Source organism: Nocardia sp. NPDC050412, assembly GCF_044458825.1.
Lineage (GTDB): Bacteria > Actinomycetota > Actinomycetes > Mycobacteriales > Mycobacteriaceae > Nocardia.
In genome coordinates this window covers 289513-308789 of the sequence record NZ_JBITIJ010000009.1, presented here as the reverse complement: position 1 = coordinate 308789, position 19277 = coordinate 289513, and the positions used below count along the sequence as shown (strand labels likewise).

Annotated in this window: 18 protein-coding genes; 7 read left to right on the top strand and 11 right to left on the bottom strand. The window is 65.9% G+C overall.

Annotation, left to right across the window (positions count from 1 at the left end; all coding sequences use genetic code 11):
- Window positions 1-7: 7 nt before the first annotated feature.
- The 3 genes from ACIBI6_RS25960 (at window position 8) to ACIBI6_RS25950 (ending at window position 2749) form a co-directional block, all read left to right on the top strand.
- Window positions 8-1327: an acyl-CoA dehydrogenase family protein gene (locus ACIBI6_RS25960; RefSeq protein ID WP_364342519.1), complete on the top strand. Its 1320-nt coding sequence runs from the start codon at window positions 8-10 to the stop codon at window positions 1325-1327.
- Window positions 1324-2070 (top strand): glucose 1-dehydrogenase, encoded by a 747-nt coding sequence (locus ACIBI6_RS25955; protein WP_364342522.1) that lies wholly within the window; start codon window positions 1324-1326, stop codon window positions 2068-2070. The genes ACIBI6_RS25960 and ACIBI6_RS25955 overlap by 4 nt, the downstream gene beginning before the upstream one ends.
- A gap of 79 nt (window positions 2071-2149) precedes the next feature.
- On the top strand, window positions 2150-2749 hold the full coding sequence (locus ACIBI6_RS25950) for a cysteine hydrolase (protein WP_364342525.1): 600 nt from the start codon (window positions 2150-2152) through the stop codon (window positions 2747-2749).
- Between the two features lie 324 nt (window positions 2750-3073).
- On the opposite strand, the gene ACIBI6_RS25945 is transcribed toward ACIBI6_RS25950, so the two are convergent.
- The 4 genes from ACIBI6_RS25945 to ACIBI6_RS25930 form a co-directional block, all read right to left on the bottom strand.
- Window positions 3074-4144, bottom strand: a complete 1071-nt coding sequence (locus tag ACIBI6_RS25945) for a phosphotransferase family protein (protein WP_364342528.1) — start codon at window positions 4142-4144, stop codon at window positions 3074-3076.
- Window positions 4145-4306: 162 nt separating this feature from the next.
- Window positions 4307-4429, bottom strand: a complete 123-nt coding sequence (locus ACIBI6_RS25940) for a hypothetical protein (protein ID WP_396958163.1) — start codon at window positions 4427-4429, stop codon at window positions 4307-4309.
- Window positions 4426-5934: a class I adenylate-forming enzyme family protein gene (locus tag ACIBI6_RS25935; RefSeq protein WP_396958162.1), complete on the bottom strand. Its 1509-nt coding sequence runs from the start codon at window positions 5932-5934 to the stop codon at window positions 4426-4428. Before ACIBI6_RS25935 ends, ACIBI6_RS25940 begins: the two co-directional genes overlap by 4 nt.
- 10 nt (window positions 5935-5944) lie before the next feature.
- On the bottom strand, window positions 5945-6256 hold the full coding sequence (locus ACIBI6_RS25930) for a hypothetical protein (RefSeq protein WP_364342534.1): 312 nt from the start codon (window positions 6254-6256) through the stop codon (window positions 5945-5947).
- 295 nt (window positions 6257-6551) lie between these two features.
- Between ACIBI6_RS25930 and ACIBI6_RS25925 the strand changes: the two genes are divergently transcribed.
- Together ACIBI6_RS25925 and ACIBI6_RS25920 are read left to right on the top strand one after the other, a co-directional pair.
- Window positions 6552-7325 (top strand): enoyl-CoA hydratase/isomerase family protein, encoded by a 774-nt coding sequence (locus ACIBI6_RS25925; RefSeq protein WP_364342537.1) that lies wholly within the window; start codon window positions 6552-6554, stop codon window positions 7323-7325.
- A gap of 42 nt (window positions 7326-7367) precedes the next feature.
- Complete coding sequence (locus ACIBI6_RS25920; protein ID WP_396958161.1) at window positions 7368-8360, top strand: LLM class flavin-dependent oxidoreductase; 993 nt, start codon at window positions 7368-7370, stop codon at window positions 8358-8360.
- A gap of 41 nt (window positions 8361-8401) precedes the next feature.
- On the opposite strand, the gene ACIBI6_RS25915 is transcribed toward ACIBI6_RS25920, so the two are convergent.
- Window positions 8402-9898, bottom strand: coding sequence for an MFS transporter (locus ACIBI6_RS25915; RefSeq protein WP_396958160.1), 1497 nt, complete (start codon window positions 9896-9898; stop codon window positions 8402-8404).
- Between the two features lie 298 nt (window positions 9899-10196).
- Here ACIBI6_RS25915 and ACIBI6_RS25910 point away from each other — a divergent pair, with 298 nt between their 5' ends.
- Together ACIBI6_RS25910 and hsaA are read left to right on the top strand one after the other, a co-directional pair.
- Complete coding sequence (locus tag ACIBI6_RS25910) at window positions 10197-11675, top strand: aldehyde dehydrogenase family protein (protein ID WP_364343084.1); 1479 nt, start codon at window positions 10197-10199, stop codon at window positions 11673-11675.
- Between the two features lie 79 nt (window positions 11676-11754).
- On the top strand, window positions 11755-12915 hold the full coding sequence (gene hsaA, locus ACIBI6_RS25905; RefSeq protein WP_364342547.1) for a 3-hydroxy-9,10-secoandrosta-1,3,5(10)-triene-9,17-dione monooxygenase oxygenase subunit: 1161 nt from the start codon (window positions 11755-11757) through the stop codon (window positions 12913-12915).
- An 18-nt stretch (window positions 12916-12933) separates the two neighbouring features.
- Here the strand turns inward: hsaA and ACIBI6_RS25900 are convergent, their stop codons facing one another.
- From ACIBI6_RS25900 to ACIBI6_RS25875, 6 genes are all read right to left on the bottom strand, one after another.
- Complete coding sequence (locus tag ACIBI6_RS25900; RefSeq protein WP_364342550.1) at window positions 12934-13473, bottom strand: flavin reductase family protein; 540 nt, start codon at window positions 13471-13473, stop codon at window positions 12934-12936.
- Window positions 13474-13601: 128 nt separating this feature from the next.
- Window positions 13602-14504 carry an IclR family transcriptional regulator gene (locus ACIBI6_RS25895; RefSeq protein ID WP_364342553.1) on the bottom strand — a complete coding sequence of 301 codons (903 nt, stop codon included), beginning with the start codon at window positions 14502-14504 and terminating at the stop codon, window positions 13602-13604.
- A gap of 80 nt (window positions 14505-14584) precedes the next feature.
- On the bottom strand, window positions 14585-15412 hold the full coding sequence (locus ACIBI6_RS25890) for an NAD(P)-dependent oxidoreductase (RefSeq protein WP_396958159.1): 828 nt from the start codon (window positions 15410-15412) through the stop codon (window positions 14585-14587).
- A complete protein-coding gene (locus tag ACIBI6_RS25885) occupies window positions 15409-16896 on the bottom strand; it encodes a class I adenylate-forming enzyme family protein (protein ID WP_396958158.1) in 1488 nt (495 codons plus the stop codon). Before ACIBI6_RS25885 ends, ACIBI6_RS25890 begins: the two co-directional genes overlap by 4 nt.
- A gap of 36 nt (window positions 16897-16932) precedes the next feature.
- Window positions 16933-18126, bottom strand: coding sequence for a cytochrome P450 (locus tag ACIBI6_RS25880; RefSeq protein ID WP_396958157.1), 1194 nt, complete (start codon window positions 18124-18126; stop codon window positions 16933-16935).
- Between the two features lie 10 nt (window positions 18127-18136).
- On the bottom strand, window positions 18137-19132 hold the full coding sequence (locus tag ACIBI6_RS25875) for a VOC family protein (protein ID WP_364342565.1): 996 nt from the start codon (window positions 19130-19132) through the stop codon (window positions 18137-18139).
- Between the last annotated feature and the right edge of the window lie 145 nt (window positions 19133-19277).

Sequence of the window (19277 nt, the reverse complement as noted above, 5' to 3'; positions counted from 1 at the left end):
GGACCCGATGCTGGATTTCACGATCGAACCCGAGTTCCAGGCCAAGCTGGACTGGGCCGCGGAGTTCGTGCGCAAGGAGGTCGAGCCGCTCGACCTGCTGTTCCCGCACGGCGGCGACCCGTACGACACCGGTAATGAAAAGGCCCGTGCGATCCTGCGGCCGCTGCAGGAGCAGGTCCGGGCGCAGGGCCTGTGGGCCTGTCACCTCGGCCCCGAACTCGGTGGGCCGGGCTACGGTCAGGTCAAACTCGCCTACCTCAACGAGATCCTCGGCCGATCCTATTGGGCGCCAACGGTTTTCGGCACCGCCGCACCGGACACCGGTAATGCGGAGATCCTGGCCATGTTCGGTACCGAGGAGCAGAAGACCCGCTATCTACAGCCGCTGCTCGACGGCGAGATCGTCTCCACCTTCTCGATGACCGAACCGCAGGCGGGCGCCGACCCGAAGGAGTTCGTGTGTCGCGCCTGGCGTGACGGGGATGAATGGGTGATCGACGGCGAGAAGTGGTTCTCCTCCAATGCCAGGTACGCGGCATTCCTCATCGTCATGGCCGTCACCGATCCGGATGCGCCGCCACACGCCCGCATGTCGATGCTGATCGTGCCCGCCGAGACGCCCGGCATCGAGATCAAGCGCAATGTCGGAACCATGGATGAACGCGACGCCCTCGATGAGGGCATCCACGGCTACATCCGCTACCACCAGGTCCGCGTTCCACTCGACGCCATGCTCGGCGCACCCGGCGAGGGCTTCAAGGTCGCCCAGGCCCGCCTCGGTGGCGGTCGCGTCCACCACGCGATGCGCACGGTAGGCAAATGCACCCGCGCCTTCGACATGATGTGCGAGCGAGCGCTGTCGCGCCGCACCCAGGGCACCCTGCTCGCCGATAAGCAGGCCGTACAGCAGTTCATCGCGGACTCCTGGATCGAACTGCAGCAGTACCGATTGCTGGTGCTGAACACCGCCTGGATCATCGACACGCAGCCGCACGGCGCAGCCCGCACACAGATCGCGATGTGCAAGGTGGCGATGGCCAAGGTGCTGCACGACATCATCCAGCGCGCACTGCATCTGCACGGATCGCTCGGCACCACCAACGAGCTGCCGCTGGCGAAGTGGTGGATGGCCGCCCCGAATCTCGCCCTCGCCGATGGTCCGACCGAGGTGCACCGCACCACTGTCGCCAAGCAGATGCTGAAGAAGTACCGGCCCGCCGAGGGGCTGTTCCCCAGCGAGCACATTCCGCCGAAGCTCGAGGATGCGCGAAAGCGCTACGCGCACATCATTAATGACGACAGCCTGAGCGGTGGGGTGAACGCATGACGGCGGGGCTGTTCGACCTGTCCGGCAAGGTCGCGCTGGTCACCGGCGGCAGCCGCGGCCTCGGCCTGGAAATGGTGCGCGCCTTCGCCACCGCGGGCGCGGATGTGGTGATCACCAGCCGCAAACTCGAGGCCTGCGAGGTGGCCGCCAAGGAGGTCCGGGCGCTGGGGCGGCGCGCGCTGCCGTTCGCGGCGCATGTCGGTCACTGGGACGATCTCGGCCGACTCACCGACGCGGCGTACGAGGAGTTCGGCAAGGTCGACATCCTGGTCAACAATGCCGGTATGTCGCCGCTGGCGCCGTCCTCGGAGGAGACCAGTGAAGAGCTGTTCGACAAGGTGATCGGGGTCAATTTCAAGGGCCCGTTCCGGCTCGCATCGCTGATCGGGCGGCGGATGGCCGACGGCGACGGCGGCTCGATCATCAATATCTCCTCCTCGGGCGCGTTGCTGCCGCAACCGCGCTTCGGCCCTTACGCCGGAGCCAAGGCCGCCCTGAATGTGCTGACCACTGTCTTTGCCCAGGAGTACGGCCCGAAGGTGCGGGTCAACACCATCTCGGCGGGCCCGTTCCTCACCGATATCTCCAAGGCCTGGGCGGCGGAGAAACGACACACCACCCGCAGTGCGCTCGGCAGGCCGGGTAAGCCGGAGGAGATCATCAGCACCGCGCTTTACCTCGCCAGCGACGCCTCCAGCTACACCACCGACGCACTGATCCGGGTGGACGGCGGGCTGTACTGAGGGCTGATCCGACTGCCGGACAACGGAATTAATATTTCCGGTAGAGAATAACGTTGCTCTCGGACCGAAAGGTGATCACATGCCATTAACCGAAATAGATGCGCACACCGCGCTGGTCGTCGTCGACCTCCAGGATGCGGTGGTAGCGCTGCCGACCGTGCGCTCCGCGAAGTCGATTGTCGAGCAGTCGATCCGGCTGGCCGACGCGTTCCGGAAACGCAACCTCCCGGTCGTGATCGTGACGGCGGCCGGCGTCGCGCCCGGCCGCACCGAGGCGAGCCGTGCTCGCGCGGCGGGCGGACAGTCCAGCTCGGCGGCCGCGAATTCGGCGGCCGAGGCCGTCGCGCTGCTGTCCGAGTTGGGGCCGCGGCCGGGTGACCACACCGTGATCAAACGGGTCTGGGGCGCGTTCCACGATCCCGTGCTCGCGGCGTGGCTGCGCGAGCACGACGTCACCCAGGTCGTGGTTACCGGTATCGCCACCAGTATGGGTGTCGAATCGACCGCGCGTGGCGCGCACGAGTACGGCTTCAACGTCACGATCGCCACCGACGCGGTGACCGATCTGGATCAGGAAGATCACGACTACGTGCTGCGCAAGGTGTTTCCCAAGATCGCGGAAACCGGCACCACCGACGAGATACTCGCCCTCCTCGACAGGTCCACGATCAGCGGATGAATCTCGCCGAGACGGCGGCCTGGACCAACCTCCGGACCCACCAGGGCGACCTGCGCAAAACCCCGCTGCGCGAATTGTTCAGCCGGGAGTACCGGCACGCCCGAAAGTAACCGACGGATCCACCGCACCGACAGCGGTCTTCGCTGCCTAAGTCGCACGCCCACCAGGATGGCCGACAGGATCGGAGCGACGGCGGCGCTGGCGGCCGCAGTAGCGAAAGCCACGGAATACGCAGTTGCCGAGGATATTTCGAGGCCCTCGACCCGCATTGTGAACGCGGCGACCGACATCGACGTTCCGGGGGTGCGCCTCACCGCGTTCGCGCTATCGGCGCGCCCGATCCGTATCACCCCGTCTAGATCGGCGGTATCGGCCCAGCAGTTCCATCGCCTCGTCCAGCAGCAGCGGGAGGGCGGGCAGCATGCGTTGGTGCATGTCGTTCCACTGGCCGGACTTGCGGCCGCGTTTGATCAGCAAGGCGGTCGCGGCGGACTCCTTGTATTTGGTGAGCGCCTCGAACCACGGCAGGTCCCGCAGGGCGGCGCCGCGCGCCTCCTGGTAGGCGTCGACCAGTTCGGCCTTGCCCGGCATGCCGGTCGGCTCATCGGATACCGACGCCGGATGTGCGGCCTCGTCGGTGAAGAAGGTCAACCAGCTCACGTCGATCCTGGGGTCGCCGAGGGACCAGATTTCCCAGTCGATGATCGAGGTGATGTGGTCGGCCTCGCACAGTGTGTTGCCGAGTCGGTAATCACCATGGGTGAAGACCGGTGTCATGGCGGCGGGCACGGTGGCGTGCAGGCGGTCCGCGACCGCTTCGTATCCGGTGCGCAGATCGTCCGTCACAGTGATGAAAGCCCTTGTCCAGCGGTCGATCTCAGCGCCGAGAGTGACCACCGGCTCAGTCGCGAGCGCGGTGTGCTCTGGGTTCACCCGATGCAGATCGGCGAGCATTCTGGCCGCGTCCAAGGCACGAGCCCGCACCTGGTTCGCGGGCAGCGTGCCGCGCGGCACGAGCACCGGCTCGACGCAGGTACCAGGCACCCGGTCCATGGCGACGAACGGTGGGACCGTCGGCGGTGCGCCCCCGTCGTGGAACAGAACCTTCGGCACCCGCACCCCTGGTCGATCCGCCAGTGCTTCCATGATCCGTGCCTGGCGCAGCACATCTCGGTTGCGAACCGGTGCCAAACCGGGCGGCGCCACCTTCAGCACGACACGTTCGTATCCAGTTGGCGCACCCGTTAATTCGGCCAAGTAGGTCAGGCTCGATGTCCCGCCCGTGAGTGGTTCGATACCGACAACCGTGGCGCCGGGCGCCCAGCTACGGACCGCGGTCGCGCTACGCGCGGTTAGGTCCCGCATCAACGCCGAACTATTCGCGACAATGCTCATACTCACCCTTATCCTTTCGTCGGTACGATCGGCGACCATATGTGCCGGCTCACGTTTCAGCGACAGGCTCACGATGTCGTTGCTGCGCCTCCACACAAGGCTCTGAGCGAGAAGGTGTTTCGCGACTGCGGTCGGCGCGGCGGCGATCAGATTGCAGGTGCCCTACGAGCGGATGCGCATCTCGGCGAGAGTGTTGCGTGCGTCCGGCCGGTCGAACCGCACCCATGCGACGGCCTCCTCGACCGTGGCGTCGTGCGATACCGGTCCCGGTTGGCTGATACTCACCCTGCGGTCGGCTGACGATCGGCCGTCAGCGCCGCGACGATATCTCGGCGCACCAACTTGCCGGTCGCAGTGCGCGGCAGTTCCGGCCAGTACGTGATGTGATCGGGAGTCTTGGAGCCGCGCAATGTCTTTCGCACCTGCGCGCGCAGTTGCTCGGCATCGACGTGCACTCCGCTGCGCGGCACGACGACGGCCTCGATCCGCTGACCCCACTCCTCGTCGGCCACACCGACGACCACCGCGTCGAGCACGTCGGGATGCCGCAGCAGGACGTCCTCGATCTCGGCGGGCGCGATATTCTCCGCGCCGCGGATGATGGTGTCGTCGACCCGGCCCTCGATGTAGAGATAGCCGTCGGCATCGAGGCGGCCGTGGTCGCGGGTGTTGAAGTAACCGCGTTCATCGATCGAGGCACCGTGCCCGGCGTATTCACCCGAGACCTGCTCGCCGCGCACCCAGATCTGGCCGGGCTGCCCGGCCGCGGCGACACCGCCGGATTCGGTGCGAACCTCGAGTTCGATACCGGGCACCGGCCGACCGGCCGAACCGATGCGGGCACGCACCGCGGGATCGTCACTGGCGACGGCCGCGCGATGCTCCTCGGGCCCGAGCACCGAGATCGTGGACGAGGTCTCCGTCAGCCCATAGGCATTGACGAAATCGACATGGGGCCACTCGCGCAGCGCGGTCTCGATCACCCGTACCGGCATCTTGGCGCCGCCGTAAGCGAGCCCACGCAACGACGGCACCGCGCGGTCCAGCCCGTCACCGTCCATGATCCGGGCGAGCATGGTCGGCACGACCATCGCATTCGTTATCCGCTGCTCACGCACGAGTTCGAGCCACTGCTGGGGGCTGAACTGTTCGAGGGTGAGCACCCGACGCCCGGCATACAGGTTCGTCAAAACATTCGACACGGCCGCGATGTGGTACGGCGGCACGCTCATCAGCGCGGCCTCGTCGGCGTCCGCGCCCGCGAATTCCACCGTCCCGAGCACATACGACACCAAGTTGTGGTGCCGCAGCACCACACCCTTCGGCGCGGATGTCGTGCCGCTGGTATAGATCAATACCGCCGGTGTTTCCGGAGCCGCCGGAACCTCGTCATCGTCGCCACCGGCATCCGCCGCGGCAGCAATCCACTCTTCGGGACTCCGCACCGACAACCCCGCCCGACGCAATGCCTCGGCCTGCTCAGGATCTGCGATACCAAGTGCGCGTGGGTGATTCGCCAACAACGCGTCCAGTTGCTCCGCACCGAGGCGGTAGTTCACCGGCACCAACGGCACACCCGCCTGGGCCGCCGCGAACAGCGCCACCGGGAAGGCCGGACCGTTGACAGCGAGGTAGACGATCGCGTCGGCACCGGCCGCACGAACTACCCGCGCAGCACCGGCGGCCAGTTCACGCAGCCGAACCGGAGTCAGTCCATCGTCGGTCCGCCCGACCACGATTCGGTCGCCGAAACCGTCGGCGGCCATATCCAACAGCATCGCTATGTTCATCGATGCGCTTTCAGTCCGAGGCCGGCAGCGGCTTGGCGTTCTTGAGCGGCAGCGCGACGCCGTTCGCCGCCAGCGTGCCCTGACCCGCTTTCGTGCAGAGCAGTTCCACACCGATTTCCTCATCAGCGTAGCGCTTGCCGAGCTGCGAACCGCCGAGTTGTGCGGGATCGGCGGTGCCCACCGGGACGCCGTCGGGGCCCTTCGGATCGACCATCGCCGCACCGCCACAGGTGATCTCGAGGTCGACCTGCGGAGCGCGGACGACAATGACCGTCGTCGTGTCGACCGTGCTGGCGAGCGTCTGCCCCACGCGTGGCTTCATCGCAACTTCCTCCGTGGATCTCGTCGTGCATCTCGCCCCGACCGCCGTCGTCACGAGCACATCCGGACGACCGAGACCAGAGAAGAGTATACGACTTATCTAGAATCCGCAGCAGCCCGAGGCCAGCCCGAGGTGCCGGACAGTGCGCTGCTATTGCTTGTCTACCACATATTAAGCGGTTCGATTCGGACGGCGACCAGCACGCACTCCAATGTCGCTGGTAGAACAATTTGTTACACTCTAATCCGGCTGCTGCGCCGCATTCAGGCCGACCCACGAACATCGGAGTTTCCGGATGGAGCTGAAAACCGTCCTGTTCGACGTGACCGAGCACGTCGCGACGATCACCCTGAACCGACCGGAAGCGATGAACAGCTTCAATCAGGAGATGCTCGAGGACTTCGATCGCATCTGGCAGCGAGTGAAGTTCGATGACGATATCCGTGTCGTCGTGCTGCGCGGCGCGGGCGACCGCGCATTCTGCACCGGTATGGACGTCAAACAGGGCATCGACCGGCACACCAATGTCTGGTCGCAGACCGATCCCGGCGAGAAGTTGTCGCCCAAGCTCAACCAGGTGTGGAAACCACTGGTCTGCGCGGTGCACGGGATGGCGGCCGGTGGCGCGTTCTATTGGCTCAACGAGGCCGACATCATCATCTGCGCGCAGGACGCGAGCTTCTTCGACCCGCATGTCAGCTACGGACTGACCGCGGCGCTGGAGCCGATCGGGCTCGCGCGCCGCATTCCGCTGGGTGAGACATTGCGCATCGCGCTGCTCGGCCTGGACGAGCGCCTGTCCCCCGAGCGCGCCATGCAGATCGGCCTGGTCAGCGAGATACTGCCGCGCGATCAACTCTGGGATCGCGCCGACGAGATCGCCCGCATCATCGCCGCCAAACCACCCGCTGCCATCCAGGGCACGGTCCGGGCGATCTGGGAGTCGCTCGACACCGGCCGCACCCAGGCACTGCGCACCGGCCTGTCCTACACCCAGATCGGAAACCCCATCGGCAAGGCCGAAGTAGACCGCGCCGCGGTGCCGCGCAGCAAATGGACGCTGCGCTGACGCGCTTCCATCACCGATCACAAAGTCCAAGAGGAGAATTCGATGAAGTTCGGCATGCCGTGGCCCGGCCGCGACGTCGGGAGGGAGGCCGAGCAGGCCGGTGTGCAGGCCTTCTGCACCGGGGACTTCGTCGACCACGACGCCTACCTGACCGTGGCCGAGATCGTCGCCAATACCGAACGCGCACTGGTCGGCCCGGCCATCGCCTACGCCTTCGCGCGTACCCCGTACGCGCACGCCACCGCCCTGCGTCAACTGCACCGCCAGGCGCCCGGCCGATTGTTCCTCGGCCTCGGCACCGCCGCATTCCGGATCAACCGCGACTGGTTCGGCGTCCCCGCCGATCGTCCCGTGGACCGGATCGCCGAGACCATCGATGTGGTGCGCGCCTGGCTGCATGCGGAAAACGGCGAAAAGATCCAGTACTCCGGGGAGTTCTACTCGATCGACGCCGATGTCCGGGCTCCGGTGCTCGGCCGCCTCGATATCCCGGTGCTGCTCGCCGGATTCAACAGCCGGATGGCTGCCACCGCGGGCCGAGTCGGCGACGGTGTGATCGGCCACGGCCTGTTCACCCGCACCTGGTGGAGCGACGTCGTGCGCCCTGCGGTCGACCGCGGCGCGGCCGATAGTGGTCGGAGCCCACTCGAACACGGTTGGATCATCACCGCGATCGATGACAACGCACCCGAACGCGCCATCGCCGACGCCAAGCGGATGATCGCCTTCTACCTCACCGTCAAGACCTACGACCCCTACGTCACCCATCACGGCTGGGAAAGCCCTGTGGCACAACTGCGCTCGGCATTCCGGGCGGGCGATACCGACGGCATGGTCAAGGCGGTCACCGACGAAATGCTCGCCGAGATCGCGCTGTGCGGGACCACCGCCGACGCCCGTGCGGCCCTCGCGCGCCGCGCCGACGCGCTGCCCCGCGATGTCGGCTACTTCGCCCCGCCGTCGTATCTGGTGAGTCCCAAACGTCGTGCGGCATATGCCCATTCCAGCCTCGCCCTGATCGGCGCCACATCCTGAGAGAGGGCGGCCGCGTTCGCACGCGGCCGCCCTCGGCTCGATCAGTGCGCCAGTACCGGAGCCTCGGCATCCTGCGCGACAGGCGCCGGAAGTTGTTCGATCTTACGGGGCAGCAGCACGGCGAGCAGCGCGCCGATGGCGCAGGCCACCGCGCCGATCAGGAATGCGACCTGGAATCCCTTTTCCGTGTAAAGCACGGCGCCATGAGTCATTTCGAGCGGGATCGGTGCCATATAGGAGTTGTTCAGCACCGTGAACGCGAGCACCGGCAAGACCGCCGCGATGACACTCTGCGCGGCGCCCGCGACACTCGCCGTACTGGCTTGCAACTGCGGCGGAACCGCTTCGATCAAGAGATTCGGAACCGATGCGTAGCCCAGCCCCATACCGGTGCCCGCCATACCAGCGAACACGAGCAGCAGCGCCTTGTCGTCATGCTTGACCGCGATGAGCACGAAAGCGAGCGCGAACAGCAGCAGGCCGACGATCATCAGCAACCGCGGCCGAACATTGCGGCCGACCAGAACGCCGACCACCACTCCGCCGACCACGACCATGCCGCCGATAGGCGCCTGGAAGACCGCGAATCCCTTTGCGCTGACACCGAATCCGTAGCCCAGTCCGATGGCGGCGGGAGTCATCACCATCATCGGCAGCAGAATCGTGATGAGGGCACTGCAGCCATAACACATGCCCGAGCCGATGGAGATCAGCAGGACCGGCCGCCTGCGCACCACATCCAGATCGAGCAGCGGATCGCGCACGATTCCGGCCGAAACCAACCAGGCCGCCACCAGCACGCCGCCGCCGACGAGGTACGCGAGCGTCGAACCGGTCATCCAGCCCCAGCTGGGACCGAAGCTGACCGCGACGAGTATGCCCGCGATGCCGAAACCGAGCAGCAGCGCACCGGCGAAGTCGATCCGCGACCGCACCCGCACGGTGGATTCGCCGGTGGTGAGCGAGATCAGGGTGCCGAAGACCGCGAGCCCGATCACGAACAACCAGAAGATGCTGCGGAAACCGTAGTCATCGAGCAGCCAGCCGGTGATGAACGGAGCCGGTATCGCGATGAGTCCCAAACCACTGGTGGTAACGCTGACCGCGAGCGCGACTGTCTTCTTCGGGAACACATCCCGGATCAGCGAATAGGCCAGGAAGACACACGGCGTGAGTACCCCCATCAACGCTCGCCCGGCGATCAGCACCGCGTAACTGGTCGCGACCGCGGAGACCAGCGAGCCGAGCACCGAGACAGCGACGCAGGACAACAGGATCTTGCGCTTGCCGTACATATCGGCCAGCTTGCCGAGCAGCGGACCCGTCACAGCCCCGACCAGCAGGAATGCTGTCAGCAGCCAGGCACCCTGCGTCGTCTGGAAATGCATGGAGATTTCCGGGGCCGCCATCGAAACCATCATGTAGCTGAGGGTGAGTATCTCGAGCGTCAGCACGATCGAGGCCAGGGAAAGCACCAGCCGCGGCGTCCATGACTGTGCGACATCGGGCGATTCATCGAATTGCATTGCAGGGCTCATCGAACGAGTCCTTTCGGGGGCTGCCACGGAGCTCTCGTTTCCGACTCGCACCGAGCAATCGAGCCGTGGCTGTGGTTGGTGATCGCGTTCGCCCTGCTCGGAGTGGGGCGAAGACGTACGCGACAGCACACTCCCTGTGGGTCGGGTCACACAATCGGACTTTCCACTCAGCGGCAATCGGACAAACGAATCAGCCAGTTCAGCTATTCAGTACACTTTTAAGACGCGGCGTGCGGACGGCACCGCAGGTGAGCCTGCCCAGAAGTCCGACGCAGATCCGGCAATCAGGAGACCGAACATGACCACGGCGTACTCGTTCTCGACGCAGCTCTATATCGACGGGCGGCGCACCGACGGCGAATCGGACGAGCTCATCAGCGTGCGCAATCCGGCGACGGAAGAGACGATCGCCTACATTCCGCAGGCCTCGATCCCGGATGTGCGTCGCGCGATCACGGCCGCGCGCAAGGCATTCGACGAGGGGCCATGGCCGCGGATGAAGCCTGCCGAGCGGGCGGCGGTACTGCTGCGCATGGCCGAGGAAATGGAGCGTCGCCTGCCCGAGCTCGTCGCCGTCAATATGTCCGAGGCGGGTTCGGTCCGCTCATTGGCCGAGACCCTGCAAACCCGGGTGCCGGTAGCCCATCTGCGCGATATGGCCGAACGCGTCATGCCGACCTTCGCGTGGGAGCGCCCGATGGAACCCACGATCGCGCCGGGCATCGGCATCTCCCAGGGACAGATCCGGCGCGAGGGCTTCGGGGTCTGCGCACTGATCGCGGCCTACAACTTCCCGTTCTTCCTCAGCATGATGAAGGTGATACCGGCCCTGGCCGCGGGATGCACCGCCGTGCTGAAGCCCGCGCCGACCACCCCGCTGGAATCCCTGCTGATCGGTGACTTCGCCGATGCCGCCGGTCTGCCGCCGGGCGTGCTGAACATCGTGACCGGCGATATCGACGCGGGCCGGGAGCTGACCACCAATCCCATGGTGGACCTGGTCAGCTTCACCGGATCGGACACCGTCGGACGGATGGTCTATACCCAGGCCGCGAGCTCGATCAAGAAGGTCGTGCTCGAGCTCGGCGGCAAGTCCGCCAATATCGTCCGCGCCGATGCCGACCTCGACGGGGCGGTCCGGTCCGCACTGATGGGCATCACGGTGCACGCGGGCCAGGGCTGTTCGATCCTGACCCGCACGATCGTGCACGAATCCGTCCACGACGAACTGGTCGCGCGGCTGCGCGTCGCGCTCGCCGGTGTCCGGGTCGGCGATCCGGCACAGGAATCCACCACGATGGGCCCGCTGATCACCGAGGCGCAGCGGGAAAAGGTAGAGAAGCTGATTCGTGTCGGCGAGGAGGAGGGTGCGCGGATCGTCGCCGGTGGCGGGCGCCCGGCCGGGCTGGACAAGGGCTACTTCGTGGAACCGACCCTGTTTGTCGATGTCGACAATTCGATGACGATCGCGCAGACGGAGTTCTTCGGCCCGGTGGGCGTCGTCATTCCGTTCCGCACCGACGACGAGGCGGTACGCATCGCGAACGACAGCCCATACGGTCTGGCCGGTGCTGTCTGGAGCGCCGACACCAAGGCCGCGTATGAGATCGCCACGCGCGTCCGCGCGGGCGGCATAGCGATCAACGGCGGCAGTGCGGGGGTCAACCCGCGCTCGCCGTTCGGTGGATACAAGCAGAGCGGAATCGGCAGGGAGTGGGGCGAATTCGGCCTAGACGAATTCCTGCAGACCAAGGCGATCAGCTGGGCCGCCCGCTGATCGGCCGGGCAGTGTCGGTGCCTGTTACGCTCCGCCGTGGAGCCAATGGCGCAGGGGGCGAGGACACGAGAGAGCCGGCATGAATGCAGACGTAGCCGCAGCGGTCGGCGAACTGTTGCCAACGCTCGCCGAACGGGCGGCGCTGGTCGACGAGACCGGCGAGATACCGGCCGAGACGATGACCGATCTGATCGGTACCGGAATCTTCCGACTGCTGCGCCCGAAAGCCCAGGGTGGGCTGGAGGCCGATCCGCTGGACTTCTACGACGCGGTGCGCATGGTCGCCACCGCGTGCGGTTCGACCGGGTGGGTGACGTCGGTACTCGGCTTGGCCCCTTGGCATGTGGCACTTTTCGATGAGCGCGCGCAACGTGATGTGTGGTCGGACGATCCGGACGCATTGATCTGCTCGTCCTATGCGCCGGTCGGCAGATTCGTTCCGGTCGCCGGAGGTTACGAAGTCTCGGGCCAGTGGCGATTCGCCAGCGGTTGTGCGCACTCGTCGTGGGCGCTGCTGGGCGGCACCATCGTGGCCGAGAACGGCCAGCCGGTGGATATGGTCAGCGGGCTGGTGCCCTGCGTCGACTATCGGATGTCGAAGGTGTGGGATGCCGCTGGACTGCGCGGCGCGGGCAGCGACGATCTGTACGTCGACCGGATTTTCGTCCCGGAACACCGGGTAACGCGGTTCTACGACATCGCACGACTGGAGAGCCCGGGACATAAGGCGAACCCAGGCCCGCTCTACCGGATGCCATACGGAACCATGTACACCTACGCGAACAGCTCACCCATGGTCGGCATGGCACAGGGTTGCCTCGATGTCTTTCTGAGCCGGATGCGCGACAGTAACCGGCTCAGTTTCGGTGGCGGCAGTATCACCGCGGATCAGCCGACCGCCGCGGCGCGCGCCAGCGCGGAAATCGACGCGGCCATCCTGCAGATGAGCCGGAGCCTTCGCGATTTGTACGAGTGCGTGTGTGCGCGACAGGAGATTCCGCTGGAGTTGCGGTTGCGCGCCCGCCGTGATCAGGCGTGTGGCGCCGAACGCGCGTTGACGTCGATCGATCTGGTTTTCGCGGCGACCGGTGGGATGCTGCTGCGCCGTCGCAATCCGATCGAGCGGGCCTGGCGTGACGCACATATCGCGGGCATTCACGCGTCCAACGATGTCGGCACGGCATTGACGCTCTACGGCCGCGGCACATTCGGATTGCCGGTCGACGACATGTTGGTCTGAGTCCGAATCCGGACCCGGTCACCACCAGCCGACGAGACGGTCCATCAGCAGCGTCGCACTGGCGAGGTAGTCGCCGTACCCACCGCGGAAGAAGAGCAGCGGTGTTCGCACCGACTCGATATTCAGATCGCTGACCCGGCCGACGACCAGATAGTGGTCACCGATTTCGACCACGTTTTCGAGCTTGCAGTCGACCCATGCCACGATGCCGTCCAGCACCGGATTGCCCAGCGGTGACGGTGCCCAGACCACGCCCTCGAAACGGTCCGATCCGCGAGCCGACAATCGGCGTGACGTCGGCTCCTGGTTGCCCGCGAGCGCGTTGGCGCAGAAGCCGCCCGCCTCCTGGATCATTGCCAGCGTCGACGAGGATCGGTTCACCAGAAAAGACACCAATGGCGGCTCGAGCGAAACCGAGGTGAAGGTACCGACGATCAACCCGTGCGGACGCCCGTCGGATGCCGTGGTGGTAATCGCGACGACACTCGTCGGAAAATGTCCCAGCACGTCGCGGAAGCGCCTGGCACCCATCGACACCGGATCCGGAAGCGGACTCATATGGGCCCTCACCTCTCTTGCGCAACGGTCGAGCCGACGGCCGACTGAACGCAAGTTTGGTCAGGAAACCCGGTGGACCCGTGGTTGTTTCCGCTCAGCGGAAAGCGGTCCGGATACGTGCGCGAACCTCAGAACCACTCACCGCGTTCGCCCAGTGCGACGATTCGTCCGAGGGTCTCGGTGAGTGCCGGGATCGGCGGTTCATCCCGCACGACGACGGGTTCGAAGCGCGCCGAATGTTTGCGCGCGGTGTCGCCCATCAGCTTTTCAGATATCGCGTGCGCGGTATTGGCGACCAGCGGCGCCAGCCGCTCGAGCGGTGCTCGCACATCGCCGACGAGCGAAATCCCGCCGACCGGCCCCTTGGGACCGCGGACGGCCGCACCCACACAGGCGATGTGCTGGAAGCATTCGCCGCGCTCGAAAGCCAGGCCGCGACGCGCACGAATGCGAATCAACTCCTGGTGCAGGACCTCGAGATCGCCGATGCTGTGCGCGGTCCGCTTGACCAGGACATCGCGGTACAGATCGTCGATCTGTTCCGGCGACAGCCACGCCAGCATGCTCTTTCCGACGGCCGTGCAGTGCGCGGGTACCCGGCCGCCGACGACGGACGGCACCTGGACGGCGGCCTTGCCGCCGAACTTGTCCAGGTAGTACGCCTCGGCGCCGTCCAGAACAGCCAGGTGCACCACCATTTCGGTGCGCACCGACAAGTTGTGCAGGAGTGGGAACGCCGCGGTCCGCAACGCGCCGTGGCCCTCTTCCCGGCCGCCGAACCCGAGCGCCCGTTGACCGAGGCCGTAGTCACGACCGTTGCGCTCGAGCCATCGCAGCCGAACCAGCTGTTCCAGGATGCGATGAGTCGTCGAGCGCGGCAGATTTGTGCGTCCGGCAACATCCTCGAGCGAGAGCCGGATCTGCGGACCACCGAACGAATCCATGATCAGTGTCATCCGCTCCACCATGGACGGTGGCGCCTCGTGTCGTTCGGAGGTGGCGACCGCATTGTCATTCACCACTGAGGCCATTGGCCAGCCTCCTTCTTGGAGCTCGAACCTCAGGCGCGAGTGTAGCGAAAGAGAGCCGCTGTGTAATGGTGATATCGAAATTAAGTTTCCTCTTTAGGGGCAATATCGCCGATGTCGATCGGTCCGCCGCAGGCCACGCCGAGCAGACCCGAGAAATCTACGCCGGAATCGGTCAATGCGGCTCGGCAGGCGGCGACGTCCTTGTGCAGAAAAGGTGCGACCGCGGCGGCGAAGGATTCCGATCCGCCACGGTCGGCGATATAGCGTCCAGCCGTCGTACCGCCACTGCTCACCGCGAGCGCCTCGAGCATTACGTCTTCGTCTATGCCCACCCCGCGGCCCAATGTCAGGCCTTGCAGGGTGAGCTGTGAGACCGCGGCGAAGAGCAGGTTATTGATCAACTTCACGCGCAGCGCCGACCCCCGCCCACCTGTTTCTATGACCGTTCCGGCATAGCACTCGACGACCCGTCGCGCGATCGAGACGTTTTCGGGCGTGCCACCGAGGAAGACCACCAGCTCACCCGCACGCACCGCCTCCGGTGTGCCACTGAATGTCGCGTCCACGAGCGCGGCCTGTCCGATCGGCGCGAACCGGTCCAGACCGTGCAGCACCTCCGGCGTCCCTGTGGTGTGCGACAGCAGTACCGTGCCCTCCCCCATCGCGCCGACGACCTCGGGCAGCAGCGTGGATATCTGCTCGTCGCCGAACAGGCAGCTGACGATGACATCCGCGGCCGCGATATCCCGGGCCCGATCGACGGGCTCTGCTCCGAGTGCCGCCAGCCGGTCCCGTACCTCCGGCCGCCGTGCGTACAGCCGGACCCGGTGCCCCGCCGCCAGTAATCGCTCCACCATCGCCGCACCGATCCGGCCGGCGCCGATGAATCCGATCGTCAGTGCCGTCATGATCGGCTCCTTCGCTCCCGAACGATGTCGAGCAGTTCCATCCTGCTCACCTTGCTCGATGGCGTGCGTGGTAGCTGGTCCAGGACCACCACGTGCACCGGTACCTCGTACGGCAGCAGGTGAGCGCGGCAGAGTTCGACGAGTTCGTCGCTGTCGGGAGGTATGAGTCCGGGTTCGGTTTCGATCGCCGCCACGGGTACGTGTCCGAGGCGGGCGTCGGGCAGTCCGGCCACCGCGGCCTCGCGCACCGCCGCATGCGTCTCCAGCACTCGCTTGACGGTCTCCGGCTGGACCTTGAAGCCACCGCGGATGATCGCGTCGTCCGCGCGGCCGTCGATCCAGAGGAAGCCGTCGACATCGATCCGCGCCAGATCGCTGGTCTGGACCCACTCGCCGGCGCCCGCCGCGGTCTGCGCGGTGCGGACCTCGAGCCGTCCGGTCGTCCAACCGCCGAGTTCGACGCCATCCTCGCCGGTCACCCGCAACTCGACGCCCGGGAAGGCGCGACCGGCGCTGCCCGCCTTCAGGTCCCACCACTGTTCGTGCAGCGCCAGCGTCCAACCCGCCACCGCGCCCGCGAATTCGGTGGCACCGTATGTCATCAGCACCGGGATGCCGTAGGTGCGAAAGAACGAGTCCGCCAACTCTTTCGGGCATGGCGCTGTCCCGGAGGTGACGACCTGTAGGCTCGCGAGCCGCGCCCGCGACACTCCGGAATCGAGCACCGCCCGCAATGCCGCGGGCACCAGACTCACGGCACGCAACCGATGCCGCTCCACGGCGCTGACCCATGGTTCCAGGACGAACTTGGGCATGAGAATCATCCGCCGACCGGTGGCCAGGCACGCCAGTGCCCGCCACAGGCCGCCGATATGCACCAGCGGCGCGTTCACCAGTACCGCGGAGGTGGAAAGCAATCGGTCGTCCCTGGCCGTCTGCCCGCCGGAAGTCAGTGCCTGATCCAACTGCTCGGTCCGCAGATGCACGCGCTTCGGCGCGCCAGTCGTCCCCGAGGTGAGCATTTCCACCACGGTCCCCGGATTCGTCACGGCCGACGCGCGGATCGTGCCGCTCACGCGTCGCACCGAACCGTCGTCCCGCAGTTCCAGGGCGAAACCGGCCGTCGTCGCGGCATCGAGTACGCCATCTCGGGCCAGCAGCACGGATCCGCACACAACCGCGGGCAGGTCACAGGCGATGATGTCGGCGGCCAGCCGCGGCGCCGGTTGCAGCGGAGCGAGGAGTACGACGCATCGACCGGTCGCGATCAGCGCGGCGACAACCGCGACATGTTCAGGCCGGTTCTCCAGGACCACACCGACTCGGGATCCCGCGCCCAAACCGGCGGATTCCAGTGCATCCACGACCGAGCGCGCGGTGGTCTGGATCCGACCCCAGGTCCACCAGGTCTCCTCGTGCTCGATCGCTTCGGCATCGGCGGGAGCCTCGGCAAGCAGTCGGGTCAGCCGGTCACGAATTCCCACGTGGTAATGCCTTTCGTATCGTGTGCCGGCCGTGGTTCACCATTCGAGGCGCAAGGACATCAGGCCATACATGTTTCCGGTCTGCTCGAGTTGCTGTCCGGGTGCGATCCGGTACTCCGGTATCCGCTTGTGCCACTCCTCCATCGCCACGTTCAGCTCCAGTCGAGCCAGGTGCGAACCCAAGCAGCGGTGCGGTCCCGAACCAAAGGCGATGTGGTTGTTCGTGGCGCGCTGCAGATCCACCTCGAGCGGATTGTCGAACCGCTCGGCATCCCGGTTGCTCACCGCTAGTGGCAGCATCACCATGTCGCCGGACTTCACCGGACAGCCGCCGATCTCGGTATCCCGTGTCGCCTTTCGTGCCGGAATGACGAACGAATAGACACGTAGGACTTCCTCGACGCCATTGGCGATCAGCGATGGGTCGGCCACGATGGCCGCGCGATCCTCATGATGCGCGGCGAAGTGGTACATGGCCCAGCCGATGGCGATGGGGACCGTATCGAAACCGGCCTGGAACATCAGAATGCAGAACGCGTGCATATCGGCGTCGCTGAGTAGCTCGCCATCGATGCGCCAGCTCATCATGCGCGACAGCAGATCATCGCGCGGGGCGTCGCGACGCAGCGCGATCTGCTCTTCGAAATAGGCCGACGCAGCGGTCATCGCGGCAAGTTGGCGACGGTGGTCGGGATCCTCGGCGTGCGGCAGGTGCAGCATCTCATGGACCCATTCCAGGAATTGGTCCAGATCCTGCTCGGGCAGGCCCATAAGCCGCATGAAGATCAGGGTCGGGAACCGGCGCGCGAACTCGTCGAGAACATCCGCGGCCCCCTTCGGCAGCAGCCGGTCGATCATATCCGCCGCGATCTTGCGGATCTCCGGCTCGCCGGCGGCGACCCACTTGGGCCCGAACTCGCTGCCCAGCAGCCGCCGCCACTTGGTGTGCAGCGGCGGATCCAGCATCTCCGGAATCCACAGGAATTTCGGATTCGGCTCGAGCACCGTCACCGAGGTGCTGGAGAACGTCCGCCAGTCCTGTAGCGCCTCTTGAATCGCCTGGCCGTCCGTAATGACCCAATAACCCTGTGCGACAGTGCTTCTGAATGCGGAGTGGGTGCCGGCGAGTCGGTCCCACTGCTCGTGATGGCTCAGCAGTGAACCGGATAGGCGATTGTCGAAATAGTAGGCGGGCACACCGTCATGGGTGCCCTGGGATTCGAGCGTCATACCGATCCTCTCACAATCCGGCCGATGGTGTGGTCGACAGGAACGCGCCGCCCGGGCCGACATCGAGGGCTTCGCCGTACCACGTCTGCCCCCACTGCAATTCGGGGATCTTCCACTCCAGCGCCTGCCAATCCGGATCCATGATCAAATACCCGCCGGAGTAGAGCTCGACGCGGTGACCGGAGCCGGGATCGTGGATGTAGAGGTACATCGCCTGCCCGATGCCGTGCTTGCCCGGACCGTGCCCGTAGTCGATCTCGAGATCACGGATCTCGTCTGCGGCCCGCAGAATGTCGTGGTAGTTCTCGATATTGAAGGCCACGTGGTGGAACGCCCCGTTCTTCTCCTCCCCGTTGACACCGATCGCGATGTCGTGCACCTGCGGGGTCACCGACAGCCAGGAAGCCAGGATGGTCTCCGGGAACTGCGGGATCATCGCGAACTCCCGCCGCTTGAACCCCAGCGCGTTGCGCAGCCAGCCCTCGGCCTGGTTCACCGTGGTCGGGCTGCACTGCACGTTCAGATGGTCCAGCCGCCGAACTCCGAAACCGCGGCGGCGGGAACTGTTGCTGAGCAGCTTCGAGCGCAATTCCGGTGGGGCAACCGGCTTTTCGATGTCGTAGTAGAGCTCGAAGGGATGCTCGCTGCCGGGCACGAGGAAGCGGATCGCGGTGCCGCGGCCGAGTTCGTGATCGACGGGCAACTCCACCGCCTCGATCTCCGCCTCGGTCAGCTGCTTGTGGAACAGCTCGACATCCTGGGGCCGTTTCACCCGGAAGCTGTAGCTGTTCACCCGCGCCTCGTCCTGCTGGGTGAGCACCAGCGAGTGGTGCACCAATTCCTGGTACCCGCGCAGATATGCCACACCGTCGGATTCGGCGACCACCTCCATGCCCAGCAGGTCCCGGAAGAACCAGATCGAACGCCGCAGATCCGGCGTCCCCAGGTTCAGGCCACCGGCATGGGCAATCTCCGGGCCGGGATCGTAGTCGTGCGAACCAGCCATGCGAGCTCTCCTTCGAGTCGGAATGTCCTGCTGGCTGGCAAGTTTGAGCGGGAAACCGGGCAGCGCACGCCGGACTTTCCGAACACTGGGACGCGCTGCCTCCCGACGAGCCACCGTGGACTGCTCCCCCACCGCGACCGGCGCC